The organism is Mycoplasma ovis str. Michigan (genome assembly GCF_000508245.1).
GTDB lineage: Bacteria > Bacillota_I > Bacilli_A > Mycoplasmatales > Mycoplasmoidaceae > Eperythrozoon_A > Eperythrozoon_A ovis.
This window is the reverse complement of the sequence record NC_023062.1, coordinates 25,372-46,532: the sequence shown is the minus strand read 5'-3', so window position 1 is coordinate 46,532 and position 21,161 is coordinate 25,372. Positions and strand designations below refer to the sequence as shown.

Below are 21,161 nucleotides of genomic sequence, written 5' to 3'. Positions count from 1 at the left end.
TAAATTAACCTAATCTCCTTTGTGAGTAGAACAGTCTGTGCAACAACTACCGCAAGACTCTTCCTCACAACTCGAACAACAACTTGCAGTTTTTGAACAACAACAATGGTGATGATGGTGGTGATTTGCGCAACAACCGGAAGAACAGCAAGAACTGCCACAATGGCAATGACTCATACATTTACAACTACAACAACCTGACATCTGTCTTAATTATAAAAAATAAAAAATTTTTTAGATATTTTTGATCTTTTTTCCTTTGTCCGAGTAATTAATAAATTAGAAGGTCTATTTTTATGAAGATTTACTATCAAGAGAGTGAAAATGACTGTGGAATATCAGTCACAAGATCTCTCATTAATCACTTTCTTAAGAAAGAAGTTAGTAGAACAGAAATATTTAACCAACTAAATATAAGCGAACGAGGAATCTCTATCTTTGAGTTAGAAACTGTTAACAAAAAATATGGAATACATCTAGAGGCTTACAAATTATCTATTAAAGAATTACAAAAGAACCCATTACAAGGGTTTTTTGTAATGCTCTTGTATAGAAACAATAGTGAACATTTTGTTATAGCCAGAAAATTACAAAACTCTTGCATTCTTTATGACTCTGAATTAGGAAAATTAAGAGTTAACTATCAAAAGTTAGCTTCTATATTTTCAGGAAAGATATTACTAGTAGAAAAAATTGACTCTTCTGATAAGTCAAAAATACTAGTTAATTATTCAGAAAAGGAAATATCTATTCTGAAATTTCCTAAATTACTGAGAAATATATCTTTAGAGCTAATAGTCTTCTTTCTACTAATAACTAGTTTTTCAATAAACAAATTAATTTTTGAGGATGTTATGCAGAGTCAATATTTGGGAAATATTGCCTCAATTATTTTTGTTACTATGCTAGTTGTTTTGATCTGATCTCTATTAGAGTACATTAAGTCTATTTACTATCTCAAAGATAGACAATGATATTTCAAAGAACTATATGGAGTACTAATAGATAGATTAGAAAAGAAGAAGAATTACTTCTTCTCTAAGTTATCTGAGAATCAATACTTAATGATTAAAGAGTATTCAGAAACTATTTCTCTTTTCTACAGCGAATTATTAAGTATTCTGGTCTCTAGTGTTATCATTGCATCTTTAATAAGTCTTTATCTAATTTATTTACAGTTTTGATTTTTAGTTCTAATTATTGTCTTGATTTTGACTAAGACAATAAATTTCTATATTGTTCATAAATTAGATAACACCGGAATAGAAAAATTATTGAAACATAATGTAAACATTCAAAAACTTATTTTTAAACTCAATCAATTTTTGAAAACTGAATGAGATTTCAGTAAATTCTCACTCTTAAATAGTTCTCTGAGTTCTGAAATATCCGATTGACAATTAACAGATCAATTCTTTCAATCTAGAAAGACTTTATTTTTGAAACTTAATTTTTTTATGACTCAGTTAATAAATTGCTCCATTTACTTTATAGGAGCATACTTGTATTTGCAAAAGAATATTACCATTGCTACATTAATATCGTCCGGACTAGCTTATATGCAACTGAGCAATGCATTAGATAAGTTAATACTCAATAGTTTTCATTGAACTAAATATTCAAATGCAGTAACCCAATTTAAACATTTGTTATTTAATGACAACTTACCAGAAGTTAGAGAAAACTTAAAAGTTCGAACTATAAGTCCAAAGTTCATTGAAATTAAGGGACTTACTTATCACAATGGAGAAAAGATCATATTTAATAACTTAAATCTGTTAATTTATCCCAATAGCTTCATTTATGGGCCTTCTGGTATTGGGAAAAGTACTTTGTACAAATTAATTTCTGCACAACTACCTGATTCAATTGGTTCAATCTTCATTAATGGAACAAGTCTCTCTAATCTTTGAGAGAATTCCCTAAATAAATTAGTTATTTATCAAAACTCTAAATCAGAACCATTAGAGTTTGACTGAATAAAACTTAGACAGTCTTTGATTGGAGAAAAATTAGAGTTATTGCTTTATTTAGCAAGTCAAATAGGAATTTATGACTATCAAAACTTAAGTGGGAAAGAATTGAGTGATGGTCAAAGACAATTTGCAAATTGTCTTTACCTATGCACTCTTTCAGGAAAAATACTTCTATTGGATGAAGTAACTTCTCACATCAATTCCTCAATTAGAGAAATAGTATTTGAACATTTATTTCCCATAATTTTTCAAAAGAATTTTGTAATTTGTTCTGAACACAACTTAGAGTTAAAGAAATTTTTTGTAAATCATATTGATTTAGAACAAAAAATATCCCTGAACTCCTAAGGTGTTTTTAAAAGAGGCTATTTCAATATTGATTTTTGGAGCATCTACTTTAGGAATTTCTGGATTTGCAATTAAAGTAGATAAATTTGAATACAACTACTTAGTTTCTAATGAGTTGAATTTGTCTGTAGAAAGTTATAGGAAATTACAACTAAGAAAAGGTAGTAATTTTTATTATTTAGAGAATGAAAAGTCTAAAGTACTAAAAATTACTGATATTAAAGTTATTTCTCCAAAAAGTTCCGAGGAAGCGGAATATATACAACTTTCTTTAAGCAACCAAGGAAGTTATCTTCAAACTAATTTGGAAAACACTAACAAAATTATTAAATATTTTCTAGAATCTAAACCCTTTTGAATGAATCTCTTTAGTTAAAAAATTAAGAGTTAATTAAACTGGCGGAAACTAAGAGATTCGAACTCTTGCGCAGCAAATAAGCCACCTAGCATCTTAGCAGGATGCCCCCTTAACCACTTGGGTAAGTCTCCCTAGGTTTTCTTAATTATCTTAATTTACTTGACTTGTCAGAGTAGGAACAATTACTTTTTCATAATATTCGGCCTCAGTCATTCCTGCCTTCTTTGCGGATTCAGAATTTATAATTTTAACTCTTAATGTATAGAAGTTAGTGCAGAAAAGACAAATATTTATCATAACTAATGCAATATCTATAGGACCTCAAGTATTATCCCACTTTCCGCATAAACCATAAACTGAAGCAGAGCCCAAGAAAAAACAAGCATAAATTTGGAAGAACATGAATTTCTTATCCAAAGCAATAGTGTTAGAAGTTTTTCTTACCTGTTGAAATTGAGAGTAGGTAATTAAAACTAAAACAAGAGCACCAACTCCAATCAAGCAAGGTGCAACTGTCTTAGCTACACTATTTTCTTGAAAAACAAGAACCATTTGAGAAAAAAAGTTCATTAACATAATTAAACAGCTTCTTCTAGTTCTTCTGGATCAAGAGGGCTAGGAGAATCCAAAGATTCTTCATCAAAAGATTCCTCTTCTTCCGGGATATAATCTTCCAAACTGTCATAACCCCTAACTCGCTCTTTCACTTTATTCTTGCATCACAAACAAACAGTGTAAAGATTTGTAAATAACACAAAAGCATTCAATAACACGAAGAATCACCCTCTTACGTACATATTTGACAGTTGAACATCTGTACAAACTCCTGCAATTGATCCGGCCGTCATCAAAGCTCCCGCTAATAAAAATAGAGCAAATAATTTAATTGGTAAAAACTTTGTGTCCTTAGTTTTTCAAGTCTTATAAAAACCTGGTCAAAAGGCTAAACCAACTGAAATCATTCCCAAAAATGCAAAAAATACTGAAAGATGTTCATTCCATGCTGCCATCCTATCTATAACGTGAACAAAACAAAAATCTCAAATTGAATTTTAGATAAATTAATCCCGAAAAAACAAGACTTTTGAACTTTAAAAAGCTAATTTTTAAAAACTAATAGTTTTGTGGATAATCGAACTAATTTAACTAATTATTCACCAATTAAATAAGAGGCAATCATAAAACGAATATTTTTACGAAGAAGATTAAGACACTCTTGAAACAACTCATAATCAAATAACTTTAGGAATTTATCTGAATATTTATTCAAACAACTGTAGTAATTTGCTTTAGAAAAGAACATATCTTTGTGTCTTAATTTGTATTGATAGTAATCTTCTAAGAATTCCCTTTCATGCTCTTCCAAAGAAGATAAAGCTATCTGCAATTCACTCAAATAAAGTTCACAAAGTTGAATAAACAACTTAGTGAAGAAAACCTTATTGTTTAGTCTTTGTTTAAATATACTCGCACTATGAAAAGACAAAAATGTATTTTCTATTTTTCTTTTATTTTCCTTTGCCTTTCTTAATTTTTCATCTTTTGAAAGAAGTTCTTCTTCTGAATAACTAGTCAAATTAAGTTTTTCTAAAACTTATTTAAAAATTTAAAAAAAGTATACATCATTTATTTGACTAATATTCTATAACTTCCAAAAAGTCATAAATATTAAAAATATTAATTCTATTGGGAATTAAATTAATATGTTCTAGTGGTCAAAGGCTCAAATACTAAGTTAAGTTTTGTCAATCTCAATAAAAGTAATTTAAAACTCAAGCTTTCAGGAATTTCGGGAGCCTTCATGCTCCCGATTGCATCCATGGCCATCACGAGCCTTTTTCTCTCCGTTGGAGGAGTAATCAACCAAAACTGTAATGGAGATACTTTATCGAAAATTGGAAAAGCAATACAATCTATTGCTTTGCCATTATTGCAAGCATTTCCACTATTGATATGTGTTTCTTTTGCTTTGGCTTTTACTAAAAAACATGAAGGAATTGCTGTTTGATGCGCCATATTAGGATTTCTAACTTTTACTTACTTTAATTCAGCTTTTATTAGTTGCACTAAAAACGGAGACTGTAAATGCGTTTGCGGAGGAAAAGGAGGGTGTTGTACCAACGATAAATGTTGTTTTCTTCTCCCCTGTTGCGCAGAAAAAGACAATGGACTAAATATTCTATTCGGAGGTGCTGGCAGGGAAAAAGCCAACAGCTTAATACATAGATTTTTTGGAATTACTACTCTAAATTGCTCTATATTTGCTCCAATGATAATTGGAGGCATAATAATTCCATATTTGTTTAAGAATTGATCAGAAATAAAGCTGCCAAATTGTTTGGCTTATTTTTCTGGAAAAAGGCTAATGCCTTTATTAACAACTTTGGCAGTAATTCCGTTAGCTTTATTATTCTTGGTCTTTTATCCCTGAATAGGGATTGGTTTATCCTATGCAGGAAACTATATAGCTAAGGGTCAAGGGGCTGATGCCTTCTTATTTGGTTTTCTAGAAAAGCTATTAATTCCTACTGGATTTCACCACTTATTTGCTTCTTTATTTTGGTACACACCTTTAGGAGGAAACGCTCTACATAATGTTACAGAAACATTAAAGGAATGTTGTGCATCCTCTTGCTCTGGTGGAACGACTTGTTGCTGTCTTTGCTTTGGAAATAGCAATTCACTCCAATGACAAGGTGATGCTTTAATGGGCGCTTCAGCACTATCATTACACAATGGAACTAAATTATTTGAAGCATTGAGTTCCTTACACATAGGCAGACTAACTCAAGGTAAATTCCCAATAATGCAATTTGCTTTACCTGCAGCAGCTTTAGCTATATATTTTTCTGCCTCTAAGAGAGGCGAAAAAAGAAAAGAACTATCTAAAACTCTATTTCCAGGAATTATGAACTCTGTAGTATTGGGTATTACTGAACCTATAGAGTTCAGCTTTATGTATTCCATACCTAGACTCTTCTACTGATTCCACACAACTATGTGTGGGGTATCATTCTTAGCTATGAAATTAGCTGGAGCTCATATACCTACAGCTTTCTCTGGAGGTATTATTGAACTATTAATAAATGGAGCTATTCCAATTCAAAAAGGTACAAAGTTCTACTACTGAGCTGCTGTAGGAGGTGGATTAGCAATAGTATACTTTGCAGTATTCTATTACTTTTTCAGAAAGAAACATTTTGAAGAAGAAATGCAACTTCAACCTTTAGAGCCACAAAACCAACAAGAAGAAACTTCAAAAGAAGATAGCGATCTTCCTGCTTGAGTATCTTCATTTAAGAAAGGTCTAGGGGGGTGAGAAAATGTAACAAACTACAAGAATTGCGCTTCAAGACTGAGATATGACATACAAGATAAAACCAAAGTGATAGAATCAGAACTTAAGAAGGGAGGAGTGATAGCTATTAAGTGAATTAGTGATAATCATGTTCAACTTATTGTTGGTCCAAAAGCTGAAGAAATTAACACAACTCTCTTGAGTTTCGCAAATAAAAGTAATAAAGTAGAAGAGTAATGAAACTAATTTACTTTAACAGTTATTCCTTGGTTTATCCAGAAGTATTAAAGACTCTGAGTCAACACTTTAAGATAGAGGAAGTTGTCTATTACAAGAGGGGTTTAAGTCAAGATATTGCTTATAAAAAATTAGTACTCTTCAGAAAACAAGTAGAGTTACAACTTAGTCTTATTGATCCTTTTATTTCTGTAGAATTTCGAGAAATTCCACAAGATCAAGACATAAAAGATCCCAAAAAATTTAAAGAATATATTGAATCTGTGATTCAGAGTGAATATAGTGATCTTCCAAAGGAAGAAATTGCCTACTTAATTGAAACCTTAGCAATAAACCATATAAAGTTGGCATTGGAAAATATCTCTAACTCTTGAAACTTTCTACTGTTCACTAACAAGCACAAAGGTAACTTGGATCTTTCTTTGGGTAGTCAAAACTGGAAAAGAATTCATATGGTACGTACAGAAGCAGAAAGAACTCTAATGGGAGCAATAAAAAGAGTACATAAAGAACAATCTGATCCCAGATTTGATCACACTATAAGAGTTTTGAAATTTGCAAATCAAATTGCTAATTGATCTTCTATGGATCCAGTTACTAAGAATAAATTACTTCTAAGTTGTGCGTATCATGATTTTGCAAAGGACTGAACTAAAGATAAACTACTCCAATTAGCATCAAGAATGTACTCCAAACCTAAGCAAGAATTAGAAAATGAAATTTGAAATTTACATGGACCTGTAGCAAGAAACTATCTATCTAAAGCTTTTAGATTAGATGATTCTGTATTGACTGCAATAGAGCATCACACTAAACCTATTGCTGATTTAGATATAATAGGTAAATCTTTAGTTGTTGCAGACAAACTAGAACCTCTAAAGAAGGATAGTTATCCTCAGGACAAATATGACTCTTTGATGGAACAGCTAAAAAAAGGGAAAATAGAGGAAGTCTTTAAATATCTATTGGAGAATCCTATTAAAAGTTAACTTTTCTTCAAGTTAGAAGTAGTTCCATTCACAAAAGTTGTTTCTCAATAGTTTCCTCAGCTTAAAGCTTTTTTATATTCTTCTTGATGACTTCCATTGGTACCAAACTGCTTAGTCAAACTTTTTACTAAAACATCTAATAGTAGGTTCAGTGCAATAGGGGATCTTAATCCCTCATTTCACAAGTGATAATTGCTAGTAGTTATATATTTGTCTTCTTGATGATTCAAGAGAGATTTCAGAGATCTTAATTTAGGACTATCCCAAGCATTTAATATATTTCAATCATCTTCGGTTGCCAATAAAATGATTGAATCTGCTGTCTTACTAAAACTATCTAAACCCTTACTGGAAAAATTAAAGTCTCCTAATTTTCACCATCAACCGTTGTCGTCAACTCCCAACAAATCTTCATCCATCTCGTGTTTTTCGCCATTTTCAGTTAGGTTTTTAGGAATTACTTCCTTCAAGCCTAACTCTGTATAAAGAAATGGATATTTAGAAATTGTTTGAATAGTTGCATCCCCAGCCCCCAATTGTGAAGGGGGATAGGAGATAATAGCTAAAGTTTTGGAATTGTTCTTAGAATATTTTTTCTGTTCAGGATCAAATCCTTCATCTACCACTTTGATTTTTTGCAAATAACTTCTAACATTCTTTAGTCTCTCTCTGTAGTTCTTAGCTATTTCAATGGCATTAGACCAGGCCTTCTTTATAAATTCTTGTCTTGAATCCCCATTAAAAACAGAACTAAAATTGCTTGTTTTGAACATTTTGTCCAAAGCTATTGCCATTTGAGCTAAATAGACAAATAATTCTTTTTGAGTTCCCTCAGAAACTGGACTGCTGCCTTTCATAGTTTGATGCTCTAAAGCTGGGTGATGAACTTGTTCAAATTGACTGTGTAGTGCTGAGGGGCAAACATGTTCGCTACCGTTTCCTTGAACTTGTCCATTTTGCTTTAAATAATTAAATTCAAATTTCTGTTCTCCTCCTCCATTTCGGTTTCCATTATCGTTTAGCCAATTCAACTCTTCTTCGGTGAATATGGCCTCAAAAAACTTTTGGGCAATATGTCTATCATGTTCCTTTTTTCCAAAAGGAGCAAACAATTGCTCTTTTGAACTAGGTATACTAAATAAACTAGAAAGATCTCCGGAGTAACCATTTTCTTTTGATTTTTGTTGCAAATCACTACAAAAATCAGATCAAAACTCTATATATTTAGCACTTCTAAATAAGCTATTAGGAGATATCTTTGAATACTTTCTGTAGTATTCAAGGAGTTTAGTTGCAAATGCATTAGAACCATTTCGTCCATTTTTTACAAAATGTCTATAAACATCTTCCCCGAATAAGCTGTAAGGGTCCCTTGCAGCTCTAAAGTTAGTAACAGCTAAGTGACTATGTTTAGGAAGTCTTTGAATTAAAAATAAAAAATCTGAAGAATCATCTAATATGAATTGCTCCAGAAATAAATAGTCTGCACTTTTAGTATTCCAAAACTGTACATTTCTGTTAACTAATCCACCTGCATAAAGATCTTCATTTCAAAGACTAGGACCAAAAGTAGTTACCTTACCAACTAATTGATTGATTCTTCCTTGAATCTTGTCTCCTAGTCCTTGTTTTTCTGCTGAAGATCCTTCAGTAACTAAATATCTGTTTATATGAGTTAAGTAATCATATAAACCTCTTTGCTTAAATTGATAAGGAAAATAATCTGGTGGTATTTGTAAACTCAAAAGTAATTCTGCTTGACCATTATAGTTGGCTAATATCTTATAGTGAAATTCAGTTTCACTTCCTTTAAGAGCAATAAAGGAGGGAGAACAACAGGGAGTTCCAGTTAACAAAATCATTTTTAAGTTAAGATACTTAGCCATTAATTATTAGTTAGTAACTTATGAACTATCTTTACTTATCTAAAAAAATAAATTTTTTTTCTTCTTATCTGAACCTTATTAGTTCTTTTGGATGAATCTCTTTAGTTTCGTTAATAAGTTACTACCATATATGAGTTCTTAGTGATGGAAATGAATACTATAAAGGTTTTCCGCTAAAAAACTTTATACTCAATCCCTTTATAAATTTAAGAACAAGGGTTCCTGTTTCTTCAGTGCAATCAACTCATCAATATGCATCTTCTTTTATAGCTCAAAATGGTTTAGGTTCCTTCTTTAGTGAGCGAGGTTTTTGATCTTTTATTCAACCCATATATTTAATATCAATTATTTCTTCTTCTCTTAACCTCGCTTTTACACTAGTATCTCTATTTTGCTTCTTTAAAGCAAGAGACTTTAATTACTTAGTCTCTTGCTTAGCTAATTTATTACTACCTGTATTGGGAGGACTATTTAGCTTAAGAATTAATGGTAGATTGTCTAATATTGGAGGTCCAAAATCTATAAAGATTGTTAGTCCTGCACAATTTTTGAAATTAAAGGCTAGATTGTTGTTTTCTAAGTGTTTTAGAGAACAATTAATACCTAACTATTAAATAGTGCATTTATTGTTGTTTTAGTAGAGTTTGAGATAGTTTGGCGAAATTTGTAGAAATATAAATTTATAGGCAGAAAAGAATTATTAAGAGTTTTTAAGGTTAAACAAGAGGATTTTATTAAGAGTATGTAATGAAATTGAAAAGTGTTTTTAGATTATTTGTTGTTGTGTCAAAAAATTAATCCAAATGTCTAATAAACAGCTTTTATTATTTGTTTATTTAAAAAACCAAAAACTAAGTTTTAGAGACCTATTAGTTAATCAGAATAATTATTTAATTGATCTCAACTAATTAATTTATTTTTCTTACTATTAACTTACTTGGGACTAGGACAGAAGAGTAACATTATTCATTTCATTTGGTTCCAAGGAAGGAAAAATAATTCTTTCATAGTGTTGAGCTTCAGTTAAACCAGCTTTTCTAGCTAAATCTGTATTTTCCAACTTCATCTTTAACGTATAAAGATTAACGCAGAAAAGAGAAAGACCAATAAGAATCAAAGGAGAGTTAATAGAAGTTGCGTCAAAAGGATTGTTTTGCAATCATCTGAATATTGAGCCCAATATTAAGAAAATACTAAAAAATAATTGTCCAACAAGAAAACCCTTACTAAAACCTACTGTATTTCTGGTTTCATTTACTTTCTTATACTGTCAGTAAATGATTGAGGAAAAAGCAAAAACTCCAAAACCATAAAGTATTTTAGGTGTTGCATCTCATAATGAAAAAATAGCTACATCTAAAGCCATACCTAAATATTACCTTGCAAATTGGAAGAGAGATCCCCCCCCAATATTTCTGCAACGGGCTCAAAAGATTCTTCTTCCTCTTCATCAACACTGTAACTGTGAAGATCAGATACGCCATCAGAAGTTTGACTTCCCAATTTCTTTCCATTATTCATAGTTGCAAAAGCAAGCATTCCCAAACACACAATGCTAATGAAAATACTAAAACCTACTCAAGTTCAACGAACTGGATTGCAAGCTCATGAACTATCACTAAAACCATTCAAAATACTTGTTTGACCTGCAACAAGAGCTATGCTAAACAACAAAGCTCCTGCAAAGAACAAGGAAAAAATATCTTTATGTAGAAACCTGAAGTTCTTAGTTTTTCACATATTGTAGGCTTGGAAGGCAAAAGAAACAATAACACTTAAAGCAAGACAGCCAGTAAATACTACAGCACAAATAGCAGTCGCCATATCAGTAAAAAACTAAAACAAAATTTTTTTAAATTTTACTTTTTGGACCGCACTATATTGGAACAATTTATACTTAAAAGTTTCAAATTTAATAGATTGGAAGGCTTATAAATTTTTTAAATTTAAAGCTAAATTACTGTTTTTCTAGACCCTAGGTGACACAAGACAACCAAAATAGTAATTTACTAAAAATTTTGTTTATTGGAGATATATTTGGAAAACCCGGTAGAGACATTATTAAAGAAAATCTCCCAAGACTTAAAAAAGAACATTCCATTGATTTCGTTATTGCGAATGCTGAAAATTCAGCACATGGAAAAGGAACTACTCCCAAAATCCTTAGTCAATTAATGGAAGTTGGGGTAAACTTCTTTACTTTAGGAAATCATTCTTGATCAAAGAAAGAAAGTCTAAAAGAACTTTTTGAAACTTACAGTAATTTAATTAGGCCACTTAATTTAAGAGAATCTTTTAATTTTTTTTCCCTAGGAATAGGGAGCAAAGAAATGGATTACAAAGGATTAAAAATAAGAATTACCAATTTGATTGGTAATAGTGTTATGTTCAAAAACAATCAAACCAATTGTTTTTTGACTTTTAGTAAGTTATTGGATCAACTTAATTCCAATAACTTTAAGGGAATACATATAGTAGATCTACATGCAGAAACCACAAGCGAAAAGAATGCATTTCTTTGAGCTTTTAATGGAAAGATTTCTGCAGTCTTAGGAACACACACACATATTCCTACTAATGACTATGTAATAACTCAAGAAGGAACTGCCTATATTACTGATGTGGGGATGACTGGTCCTTCTTGTGGAGTCATAGGAGGGGCAAAACATGACATAATAGAAAAATTCTTTTATCCTGAAAAAAAATTTATTCTAGAGCCCCAAGAGGGGCCTAGACAATTTTGTTCAGTACTACTGACTTTTAATACTGATACTTACAAAGCAGTAGATATTCAACCAATAATACTTAGAGAAGGATTTAAGGTTGATAAATATCAATTAACTATTTCCTAACTATAGAGACTATCCTAAATTTACCTAGATAGTCTCTATATCTCTTTAAAGACCAATTTGAATTGGTTTCTTCTATGTTTTTTCAATATTCCTCATGAAACTCACTGCACTCTAGAATTATTACTTTTCAATGCTCATTCTTTTTTAAGTAATCCAAGAATTTTCTATAGTGAGCTAAACCTTGTTGTTTAGCCACTAGGCTATTCTTTGGATCATATTGAAGTTTTTCACTTCATTCTTCTGAAGACAAATATGGTGGATTTATAGTTATTAATTCTCAGTTATTATTTTTGTCTAAAAAACTATCTCAATTAGACAAATACACTTTATGGTTTCCTTGAATTTTTAGATTAGACAAGTTTTCTAAGATATTTTGACAAGCTCTAAAAGAAGAATCGACTCCTGCAGAACAAGAAATTTTGTTCCCTAGCTCCAATAACAAAGAAAAGTAAATGGCTCCTGATCCAGAGCAAAGATCTAAATAGGTAAAAGAATTAATCTTTAATTCTTCTACTAATTCCTTAGCTATTTTTATTAATTGTTCTGTTTCTGTCCTAGGATCAAAAACTCCATCGAATAACTGAATTTTTCTGTTATTAAAAAAAGTACATTTAGTTATTCGTGGAATTGGATATTTTGTATCAAAAAGTCTTTTCTTTAACTTTTCAGTTAATTTACAACTAAAATCTATTGGCTCATCTTGGAATAATTCATATTCAGTTAAGTTGTTAACTTTACTGGAAGATAAAAAAATATATTCAAAGATTCTATAAGACAGTTCTTTAGGAAAAGAAGAAACTAATTCTCTAAAAGAAAGAGTTTTTCTTTTCCTATTTATCTAGAGTTGAATAATTATCTGCTAAATTGTTAAACCAATCTTCTTGTTCTTTTAAAGATAATTGTTGATGAATTTGAGAGAGATTGCCTTCCATAATGGAAGTTAAGTTGTTAATAGTTAATAGAATTCTGTGATCAGTCATTCTATTTTGGGGATAGTTATATGTTCTAATCTTTTCAGCTCTTTCCCCTTTACCAATTTGTTGTTTCAAGTTAATAAATTGTTTTTCTTGTTGTAACTTTCTTTCTCGATCTCTTATTTTGGCCTTAAGAATTTTCAAAGCAATTTCCTTGTTTAACAACTGAGATCTTTCTTGCTGGCAAGCAACCATAATATTGGTTGGAATATGAATAATTCGTACAGCAGATTCAGTTTTATTAACATGTTGTCCTCCAGCTCCGCTGGCTCTATAAACATCTATTCTTAGTTCAGACAGGTCTATCTGAACTTCAATTTCATCCTCCTCGGGAAGAACACTTACTGTAATGGTAGAAGTGTGAACTCTACCTTTTGATTCAGTTTCAGGAACTCTCTGAACTCTGTGAACTCCTGATTCATACTTCATCTTGGAATAGACTTTTTTTCCAGAAAGTCGAAATGTGACAAAAGCCAAGCCTTTTTCACTTTCTCTTAATTCCACAACGCTAAGTTTTCACTTATTTTCCTGTGCATATTTCTTATAGGAATCAAATAAATCTGCAACAAATATAGCCGCTTCTTCCCCGCCTGCGGCCGAGTGCATTTCAATAACTATATTTTTTTCATCATATTTGTTGTCTGGGAGTAACTCAGACTTGAAGTCATTTTCTAATTGTGAGATTTTTTTAGTTAACTCAGAACACTCTTCATCCAATAAAAGCTTTAACTCCATATTCTTTTCTTTAACTGAAGAGTTTTTACACTCTTCATAATCAGAAATTAGCTTTTTATAAATAGCAAATTTAGAAATTAATTCTCTATTTCTAGAAAGTTCTTTTTGCAGTGATACATTCTTAAAGCTAGAAGAATCTAGTAAGACTTTTTCTTCTAGTTGTTTTTGTTTTTCAGTGATTGAATTTAAAAATGCATAAAGTTTAGAGTTGTAAATCATATCTTTTAATTAATAATTAATTTAAAATTCCTAAACTAATTGAAAGATTTTTATCCCTTTTACCTAATTAAACCTAATAAAAACTATCTTTTTAAATTATTGTTATTTTTATACTCTGAACTTCTATACCTAAAGATTGCCCAAATGCTTTCTTCCTGAAGAGAATTTATCTTTAAGTTTTTCTGCAAGTCCCAAAGTTGATTCAGAAGACAATTTTCCTAGGTAAAAAGGATGACAAGCTGCACAAATATCTAAAGGAACTGTCTTTTGAGAAGTATCTCCACTAAGTAACTTATAGGTTGATCCACAGGAGTTACAACTATAAGTTACAAGCTTATTAATTAAATCTTTTTTGTGTGCAGACATTTCAATTTATAATCTTAGAACTCTTAATGAACTTAAATTAAATTGATTCACTAAAGCTATTCTCACAGAATAGTCTTTTTTCCTACTAACTTTTTGATTAATAATCCAATAATTTATAGATTTCTGTGCTATACAACAAACACAGACCTAAATACTTTAAAGATTTAATAGGTCAAGAATTAACTAAAAATCTATTAATTAATTTTTTAACTAATAAAGAAGATATACATTCTTTTATCTTCTATGGTCCAAATGGTACAGGAAAAACAACCACCGCTAGGTTGTTTTCGCAAGCCATTAATTGTTCTAAATTTTCTGAAAACAAAGAATTGTGTAGAAATTGTGAATACTGTCAGGCTATAGAAAAACGAGAGTGTACAGATCTAATAGAAATTGATGGTGCAACACATAATGGAGTGGAATATATTAGAGAAATGATTAAGAACTCTGTCTATCCTCCATTATTACTCTCTAAGAAGATATATGTAATAGATGAGGCACATTGCTTAAGTTATCAGGCATGAAATGCCTTACTTAAGTTAATAGAAGAGCCGCCTTCACATCTAATACTTATTTTTCTTACCACAGCTATACACAAGATTATTCCCACTATTCTGAGTAGATGCCAGAAGTTGTTTTTCTCACCTATTCAATATGAAGATTTAAATCAACTTCTTTCAAATATCTCTAAAGCTGAAAATAGAGAAATAACCTCAGAGATTATTTCTAAACTTTCTGAGAACTCTAAAGGTTCAGCTAGAGAAGCTATTGTCTCTTTAGAAAAATTATTAACTGATACTCAAACTTCTAACGAAGAATTATTGCAAAATCTTTCTAATCTAGAAGAAGAGTCATTAGAGTTATTAGATTTAATCTGCAGCTCTAACTATCTACAAGCAATAGAAAAAATTAAAAAAAATCTAACTAACTCCAATAGACTATTTGAGTTAACTTTAGATAGATTATTAGAACTTTCGTTCTATCAATTAAGTTCTTCTAAAGAAGTCTTAAGTTCTATTTCTGAAGATAGGGCTCAGTCTTTACTGAAACAAAATCCTAATTTAAATAAAATGATTAACTTTTTAGCTCCATCTGTTTCAACTGGAACTAATATATTCTCTTTTTCTTACTCAAAATATCTACTAGTTAATTTATTTGAATGTTGTCATTCCTCATTCCAGCCAACTATTAACAAATTAATAAAAGAAAAAGCCCAAACAGATAAAAAACAAGAAATACCTAAAGTTGTTCAAGCTGCCAGTTCTCAAAAGCAAGAACAAAATAATCACGAGAGCTTATCTTTAGGTGCACTACTAAGCGAAGCTATAGTTCAAAAAACTAAAGTTTCAGATTTACCTAAATCAACAAGCTTATTTAGACACTCTCTTATCAAATTTGAGAGTGTTGATCTACCACAATTTAAATTCAGCCAATTATTGGCTAATGAAAAGGAAATTATCTTACTTTTGAGAAAAGCTGATAAGGAAGTTAGTAAAGAATACTACTCTTTACTAAACAATTATTTAAAAGGAGAAGAAGAGTTTGAGCAAAAAGACTTAGTTGTCTCTCAATTATTTGAAAATATGATTTCCAAATATGAGTTAATTTGTTCTAAAGATTTTTCTTGTATAGTTGTGTTTTCTAATGAGTCTAAGTCTAACTACTTTAACTTAAAAGTAAAAAACTTAGACATCAAGAAAAAACTTCACAAAATTTTTAATAACTCTATTAATTGAAAGGGAATAACTCTATTAGAACTTCAATCTGCTATTAGAAATAATAAGAGCTTTAAAGTTCAAGAGAACACAACTCTTGATTCTACAAGAGATACAGTATTATTGCAAAAAATACAAAAAGCATTTTTATCTAAAGAGGAAACTAAATTTGTTGCTTAATGATTGAATGGGACTATTGTCTAAATGAGCATTAAACTGTTTACCTGATAAGTTTCAAAAACAAAAGTTTCTGTAACTACGACCTACACAACAGTAGAGATGTTCTATACTGTTAGCATGTAATCCATAGAAATGGTTAAAATACAAGAAATTAAAAAATTTTGTAAGATATGTCTTTAGGCCCTAAAGCTTTTGTTTTATGTTCTGGACTAGTTGGAGGGAGCTGTGTAGGAGTGCCTTTTATGTTGTCTCGAAGTAGCTCTACAACTGATCAAAGTGAGCAAGCTTCTAATCCTGTTGAAAAGACTAGTGTTTCTTCGGAAACAGATGGTGTTGGTAATTGTAAGTTAGTAGATTCAATTGCTGGAATAGGTTTAGACGAGATCTCTAAGAATCTTTATTTAAGTAAAGATTCTTACTACTCTTTTTCTTGTATAGACACTAGCGCAAATGAAATATCACATCTTCCCAAAAACTGATCGGGTTTATTTGCAAGAGACTTTTTTAAAGTAGGAGAAGAAATAACAAAAGAATCAAAAATAAATATCAAGATGAATGTAATTCCTGAAAATGAAGAAGAGAAATCTAATTACGGACAAGTAGTATTCACAGGAAATAAATTTGCATCTGCCATAACTGGTGAGTGAGGTTACAAAATGCAAAAAATAAGCGAAGGTGAGGATGGAGAGATTGCAATAATTATTGATGTCACTTCCCCATCTACTAACACTCAGGATAACATAATCTACTTAATACCAAGTTAAAAGTAATTTTGGAATCATCTAAGATTTTCTAACAATGTCTTTAAGCGCTAAGGCTCTTACTTTATTTGCTGGAGTAGGCGGAGGTTGTGGAGGAATTCCTTGATTGATTTCTAATTGAAATTCTTTTGGAACAGGAAATTCTGAAATTATGTCAACCATCTACTGTGACTGAAGTTGCCTCTGGATCAGAAAGCCAAGCAACAGAAGAATTGGGAGATCAACAAAGTCAAGAATCAACCGAGGATACAAAACCACAACTAGAAACTCCTCCTAAATCTCCGGAACCTAAGCAACTTCAAGAAGAGAAGGGAAATTGCCAAATAGTATCTTATAAAGATAAAGAAAAAGATGACTTAGAAAAAATGTTATGAAATAAAGGAGGTCTTGTAAATGATTACTACACAATTCTTTGTGAAAATGCTAATGAGAATACAGACTCCAATTTTCCAAACGATTGGGCAGAATTATTCCCAAATAAATTATTTACATGAAGAGATGCTCTTCAGGTAGGTAAAAGAGTTGAAATAAAAATGAAAGTAGAAAAACAAGAGAGTGAAACAGAGGACTACAAAATATTCTTCACCAGTAATGACTTTCAAAAGTCTGAAATCATAGGTGAATGGAGGGGAGAAGTGACTCAATCTGGAGAGGACCAATTTAAAGCTATTAAGATCCAAAAACCTGAGGTTGATTTTGGCCAAGACTACATTTATATTGCTACTAAACTACACCAATATCTAGAAAAATAATTGAAATTCAACTTTAGAATAATCATTTAATTCCACAAGACTTTAACAGACACTATAGTCTATTAAAAGGATTTATCTAGATTTCTACACAAATTGTTATAGCCATTATGCAATTTTGTTCTTAGTCTTGGATAGGAGTAATCCTATCTAATGACTCCCAAATGGAGGAAGAGACTGCTGTGACTGCTGCTTCCGTTTTTTGGAGGTCCAACTATTGGTTCCGTAGTTGCCTCAGAACTCACTGGAAATTTTGGAAAGATTAATTTCAAACATTCTCTCAAAAAAGAAGTAAGCAAGTTTATTAAATCACTCGGGGGGGGAGATCAAGAACAGGGTGATTTTACTCCAGTCAAGTTAGTTTCAGAATTAGTTAAAGATCCTAATTCTATACCTCTCTTAATGAGAGGTTTTGCGACTCAAGTCGCTAAGCATATTGTTGATGGAAGTTTATTTAAAGACAAAAAACACACTCAACAAAAACAACATTTTTCTAGTTATCTAAAAGGAGTTAAAGCCCAAGCTGAAGGATTCATTAAACAAAAAAGGAAAGACACCAAAAGAGTTAAGAGGGATTGAGTCTCTGATGAAGAAAAATATCTTTCAGCTCTAGAAAATTTTGTTTTAGGAAAAATAGATACTAGAAGTATCGAATCCTACTACAACTCTCAAGATCATTTATTCGCACCACTAAAAGGGCCTGTTCCTTCGAATTCTTTCTCTTTTATCGGGTTTTTAATGTCCCAGTGATTGAAGGGAGTCAAAGCTGGTACTTTTATTCACCATATTTTCCCCTATGCTGAAACATTTCAAGAAGAAACCAGCAAAAATTATAAAGATAAATTCAACAACATAACACTTCCTAATAAACCTAACTTTTGATTCCCTGATTTTGAACAGAAGAAATTAGAAGAATGAAAGAAGGTTGCAAATGGTAATGGAGAAGAAGGAAAGGGAGAGCAAAAAATAACTATTAAATGAGTTTCTTCAAAAAATACTCCGCAAACCAACTTAGTTTTGAAATATCTTTCTCAAGGAAATGAAGATAATACAAGCAATACAACTTGTAAAGACAAAAAACCAGAAGATGGGCCATTAAAACTTTTTTGTATTTCTAATGGAGAGAGTGGTCCATCTAATGGCACAAATAGTGTTGAATTTGTAGTTTGCAATGGCCAAGGAAAGCAAAAGAAAATTTTCTGAAGAGATGCGAATGGATTCAACTTTTTGCTCGCACATTCAAATGGTTCTAAAAAGAAGAAGGAAGGTCCAAAGGAAAACTTTGAAAAAAGTAAACAACAAATGGTTGATGAATTCAAAGAATATATAAAAAAGAATTTTTCATATCTTCTACTACAGTATTACTTATTTATTAATCAAGGTGGTTTCAAAAACGGAGAAAAGGAAACTATTCCTTGCTTTTGCAAGGAAGTTATAGAAAGTTTGGTGAAACTTTGAAAACTTAATGGAGAGCTTACAGAACTTAATGACAACTTAAAAATTTGAGACATTAGAAAAGTAAATAATGATGTTTTGAAAATGGTTGATTACTCTGGAGAGGGATCTAATTATCTTTATAAATTAGGTACAGTTGATGCTAACCCTCCCGAATTTTTAAAAGAAGTTTCTAAAAAAACTAATTTAGAAACTATTAGTAATTCTGTAAGTGAGCACCTAAAAAAGCTGGGGGACTATTTTGACAAGAAGTCAGAAGGGGCTCAGAATCAGGGGAAAAAGATTGAACATGCTGAGTTAAAGGGAAAAGAGAATCATGGTTCAGGAGACCATAAAGATGACAAATATTGATCTTTTGAAGATACCAAGAATTCTAAAGATCATAAAGAATGTATGAAAAGGCAAATAGCGGAATTCCTTCTAGAAAAAATTTCAACTATGGATTTACTCAAAAAAACATTGTTACTTCCCTTTTCTTTTGAGAAAATCTCCGATTTAACTCAACAAATTTCAACTAAAGGTGAAAAAGAATCTCCTAATCCTCTTTCAGAACTAGAAAAAACACTAACAAAAAACTACAACGGATTCTTTAATTTTTCAGGAGAAGGAGCGAGAAGAAAAAGGAGATCAGCTCCTGCGCCTCAAACATCTCAAAACAAATTAATTGATATGCTTCACAAGGCTATTAAGGAAGAATTGTCAGTTTCACAATTGTCACATGTCTCTGACACTTTACTTTATAAGTTATCTTCTGCAGGAACAGAGCCTGCAAAAAATGGTTCAGATAAATTTGGGGCTATCAAGAACTTATTAACTATAAATAATCTTTCTAAACGGCCATTACAGGAAGCCAATACTTTAGAAAGATCTCAAACTAGGCTTTTAGTTACTTCTCTGTATCTATTGGAAGATTCTCTAAAAGAATACAGAGAATTGCTCAAAAATATTATTAAAGAACAACTATTTGGTGGTTATGCTTTCTCCCTAAGTTGAAATAAATTCTGTACTCAAAGTGATGATAAAAATCCTATTGATCCTTCTAATGGGGAAGCGAATGGTGGAGGTTCTGGAGGGAAAAAAAGCTTCTGAACTCCAATTGCTTCTTCTGCAACTGCATCAACTCCGGATCCGAGCTCTAATGGAAAAGAATGGGACACAAAGACACTAGATCCAAGAAGATGTATAAAAACCCCAGACAGATATTCCGTCTCGACCATTAAAAAACCTGCCAATGGTTCTGGAGGAAATGGTTCTACAAATTCAGAAATTCAATTAATGGGTTACAAAGGCTCTCTAACTAGAAATTCTCAATTACAACTTCCAGGAGATCTTTATGAAAAAATCATTTCTTTCCTCTTGAAAGAAGGTCATATAAATTGGACAGATATAACAAAACAAATAGATCTAATTAAGTCAAATAGACAACTCTATAGTGTTATCCAGCAACTAAGCAAAATTAATAGTTCTCTGGGAGAAATATTTAAGTTGCCGGATTACAAAAATTTAAAAGAGGATGTGGATGAATCTAAAAAAGTTGAAATGCTAGAATGGTACGGCTTAACCGAAAGAAAAGAACTGCTAAAAAAATTTATTAAAGAAAAAATAACAACAGGAGTTAACGATATTCAATTAACTCTAGCAAGCTCTTCAACTACTGATAGCTCCAATGGCACACATGACAAAAAAGCTTTCTCAGGATTAATGTGAAATTCTTCCGGTGATAAAAAAGCACATGTTTTCTCAACCAAAGACTCTGATGAGGGTTCTGCGGTAGTTTATCTAATTCAATATAGCGCAGATGATGTACAAAGTACAGAAAAATTTGCAAAATTCCTGAAGGAAAAGTTAACTCCAGATGCAGTAATTAAGGATATAGTAAAGAAAGCGCAAGATCCAGGATTACAAGCTAAAGCTATTAACCATTACCTAATGAGAGGTAATTATGCTGGAGGTAAGGTCTACAATCTTGTCTCCGATGATTATTACTTAAAAGATCAATTCTCTTCAATTATTCTTTAAAGTTTTGATCCAATAATCCATGGGATCATTAACTTCCAGACTAT

General features: G+C 31.1%; 21 protein-coding genes and 1 tRNA gene. 11 read left to right on the top strand and 11 right to left on the bottom strand.

The window, feature by feature from the left end:
* The first annotated feature begins 19 nt into the window (after positions 1–19).
* The 3 genes from MR07_RS04250 to MR07_RS00265 all read left to right on the top strand — a co-directional run bounded on the left by MR07_RS04250 (position 20) and on the right by MR07_RS00265 (position 2,700).
* A complete protein-coding gene (locus MR07_RS04250) occupies positions 20–226 on the top strand; it encodes a hypothetical protein (RefSeq protein ID WP_144079533.1) in 207 nt (68 codons plus the stop codon).
* 70 nt (positions 227–296) lie between these two features.
* Positions 297–2,324, top strand: a complete 2,028-nt coding sequence (locus MR07_RS00270) for a cysteine peptidase family C39 domain-containing protein (RefSeq protein ID WP_024070868.1) — start codon at positions 297–299, stop codon at positions 2,322–2,324.
* A gap of 1 nt (position 2,325) precedes the next feature.
* Complete coding sequence (locus MR07_RS00265; RefSeq protein ID WP_024070867.1) at positions 2,326–2,700, top strand: hypothetical protein; 375 nt, start codon at positions 2,326–2,328, stop codon at positions 2,698–2,700.
* A gap of 21 nt (positions 2,701–2,721) precedes the next feature.
* Here the strand turns inward: MR07_RS00265 and MR07_RS00260 are convergent.
* The 4 genes from MR07_RS00260 to MR07_RS00245 all read right to left on the bottom strand — a co-directional run bounded on the left by MR07_RS00260 (position 2,722) and on the right by MR07_RS00245 (position 4,258).
* Positions 2,722–2,813 (bottom strand) — tRNA-Ser (locus tag MR07_RS00260).
* Positions 2,814–2,832: 19 nt separating this feature from the next.
* Positions 2,833–3,252, bottom strand: a complete 420-nt coding sequence (locus MR07_RS00255) for a hypothetical protein (protein ID WP_144079532.1) — start codon at positions 3,250–3,252, stop codon at positions 2,833–2,835.
* Positions 3,253–3,260: 8 nt separating this feature from the next.
* Positions 3,261–3,692, bottom strand: a complete 432-nt coding sequence (locus tag MR07_RS00250) for a hypothetical protein (protein WP_024070865.1) — start codon at positions 3,690–3,692, stop codon at positions 3,261–3,263.
* A 140-nt stretch (positions 3,693–3,832) separates the two neighbouring features.
* Entirely contained in the window at positions 3,833–4,258 is a 426-nt protein-coding gene (locus tag MR07_RS00245; protein ID WP_024070864.1) for a hypothetical protein, read from the bottom strand.
* A 135-nt stretch (positions 4,259–4,393) separates the two neighbouring features.
* Here MR07_RS00245 and MR07_RS00240 point away from each other — a divergent pair, with 135 nt between their 5' ends.
* Positions 4,394–6,217 carry a PTS transporter subunit EIIC gene (locus MR07_RS00240; protein WP_024070863.1) on the top strand — a complete coding sequence of 608 codons (1,824 nt, stop codon included), beginning with the start codon at positions 4,394–4,396 and terminating at the stop codon, positions 6,215–6,217.
* Entirely contained in the window at positions 6,217–7,206 is a 990-nt protein-coding gene (locus MR07_RS04060; protein WP_075047528.1) for an HD domain-containing protein, read from the top strand. The genes MR07_RS00240 and MR07_RS04060 overlap by 1 nt, the downstream gene beginning before the upstream one ends.
* On the opposite strand, the gene MR07_RS00230 is transcribed toward MR07_RS04060, so the two are convergent.
* Positions 7,203–9,092: a hypothetical protein gene (locus MR07_RS00230; RefSeq protein ID WP_024070861.1), complete on the bottom strand. Its 1,890-nt coding sequence runs from the start codon at positions 9,090–9,092 to the stop codon at positions 7,203–7,205. The genes MR07_RS04060 and MR07_RS00230 overlap by 4 nt on opposite strands.
* Before the next feature lie 20 nt (positions 9,093–9,112).
* Between MR07_RS00230 and MR07_RS00225 the strand changes: the two genes are divergently transcribed.
* Positions 9,113–9,706 (top strand): hypothetical protein, encoded by a 594-nt coding sequence (locus tag MR07_RS00225; protein ID WP_024070860.1) that lies wholly within the window; start codon positions 9,113–9,115, stop codon positions 9,704–9,706.
* A gap of 329 nt (positions 9,707–10,035) precedes the next feature.
* Here the strand turns inward: MR07_RS00225 and MR07_RS00220 are convergent, their stop codons facing one another.
* Both MR07_RS00220 and MR07_RS00215 read right to left on the bottom strand, forming a co-directional pair.
* Complete coding sequence (locus MR07_RS00220; protein WP_024070859.1) at positions 10,036–10,458, bottom strand: hypothetical protein; 423 nt, start codon at positions 10,456–10,458, stop codon at positions 10,036–10,038.
* 2 nt (positions 10,459–10,460) lie between these two features.
* On the bottom strand, positions 10,461–10,916 hold the full coding sequence (locus tag MR07_RS00215) for a hypothetical protein (RefSeq protein WP_024070858.1): 456 nt from the start codon (positions 10,914–10,916) through the stop codon (positions 10,461–10,463).
* A 155-nt stretch (positions 10,917–11,071) separates the two neighbouring features.
* Between MR07_RS00215 and MR07_RS00210 the strand changes: the two genes are divergently transcribed.
* Positions 11,072–11,944, top strand: a complete 873-nt coding sequence (locus tag MR07_RS00210; RefSeq protein ID WP_024070857.1) for a TIGR00282 family metallophosphoesterase — start codon at positions 11,072–11,074, stop codon at positions 11,942–11,944.
* Here MR07_RS00210 and MR07_RS04525 read toward each other — a convergent pair.
* From MR07_RS04525 to rpmE, 3 genes are all read right to left on the bottom strand, one after another.
* Positions 11,934–12,380, bottom strand: a complete 447-nt coding sequence (locus tag MR07_RS04525) for a class I SAM-dependent methyltransferase (protein WP_235062724.1) — start codon at positions 12,378–12,380, stop codon at positions 11,934–11,936. The two genes, MR07_RS00210 and MR07_RS04525, sit on opposite strands and share 11 nt — an antisense overlap.
* 394 nt (positions 12,381–12,774) lie before the next feature.
* Positions 12,775–13,872, bottom strand: coding sequence for a peptide chain release factor 1 (gene prfA, locus MR07_RS00200; protein WP_024070855.1), 1,098 nt, complete (start codon positions 13,870–13,872; stop codon positions 12,775–12,777).
* Between the two features lie 129 nt (positions 13,873–14,001).
* Positions 14,002–14,238 carry a 50S ribosomal protein L31 gene (gene rpmE / locus MR07_RS00195; RefSeq protein ID WP_024070854.1) on the bottom strand — a complete coding sequence of 79 codons (237 nt, stop codon included), beginning with the start codon at positions 14,236–14,238 and terminating at the stop codon, positions 14,002–14,004.
* A gap of 125 nt (positions 14,239–14,363) precedes the next feature.
* Here rpmE and dnaX point away from each other — a divergent pair, with 125 nt between their 5' ends.
* Together dnaX and MR07_RS00185 are read left to right on the top strand one after the other, a co-directional pair.
* Complete coding sequence (dnaX, locus tag MR07_RS04055; RefSeq protein WP_024070853.1) at positions 14,364–16,133, top strand: DNA polymerase III subunit gamma/tau; 1,770 nt, start codon at positions 14,364–14,366, stop codon at positions 16,131–16,133.
* 170 nt (positions 16,134–16,303) lie between these two features.
* Positions 16,304–16,897 (top strand): hypothetical protein, encoded by a 594-nt coding sequence (locus tag MR07_RS00185; protein ID WP_024070852.1) that lies wholly within the window; start codon positions 16,304–16,306, stop codon positions 16,895–16,897.
* An 18-nt stretch (positions 16,898–16,915) separates the two neighbouring features.
* Here MR07_RS00185 and MR07_RS04315 read toward each other — a convergent pair whose 3' ends face one another.
* Entirely contained in the window at positions 16,916–17,056 is a 141-nt protein-coding gene (locus MR07_RS04315; protein WP_024070851.1) for a hypothetical protein, read from the bottom strand.
* 5 nt (positions 17,057–17,061) lie between these two features.
* Here MR07_RS04315 and MR07_RS00180 point away from each other — a divergent pair, with 5 nt between their 5' ends.
* Positions 17,062–17,646, top strand: coding sequence for a hypothetical protein (locus MR07_RS00180; protein WP_024070850.1), 585 nt, complete (start codon positions 17,062–17,064; stop codon positions 17,644–17,646).
* A gap of 150 nt (positions 17,647–17,796) precedes the next feature.
* Positions 17,797–21,117, top strand: coding sequence for a DUF3713 domain-containing protein (locus tag MR07_RS00175; RefSeq protein WP_024070849.1), 3,321 nt, complete (start codon positions 17,797–17,799; stop codon positions 21,115–21,117).
* Positions 21,118–21,161 lie beyond the last annotated feature (44 nt).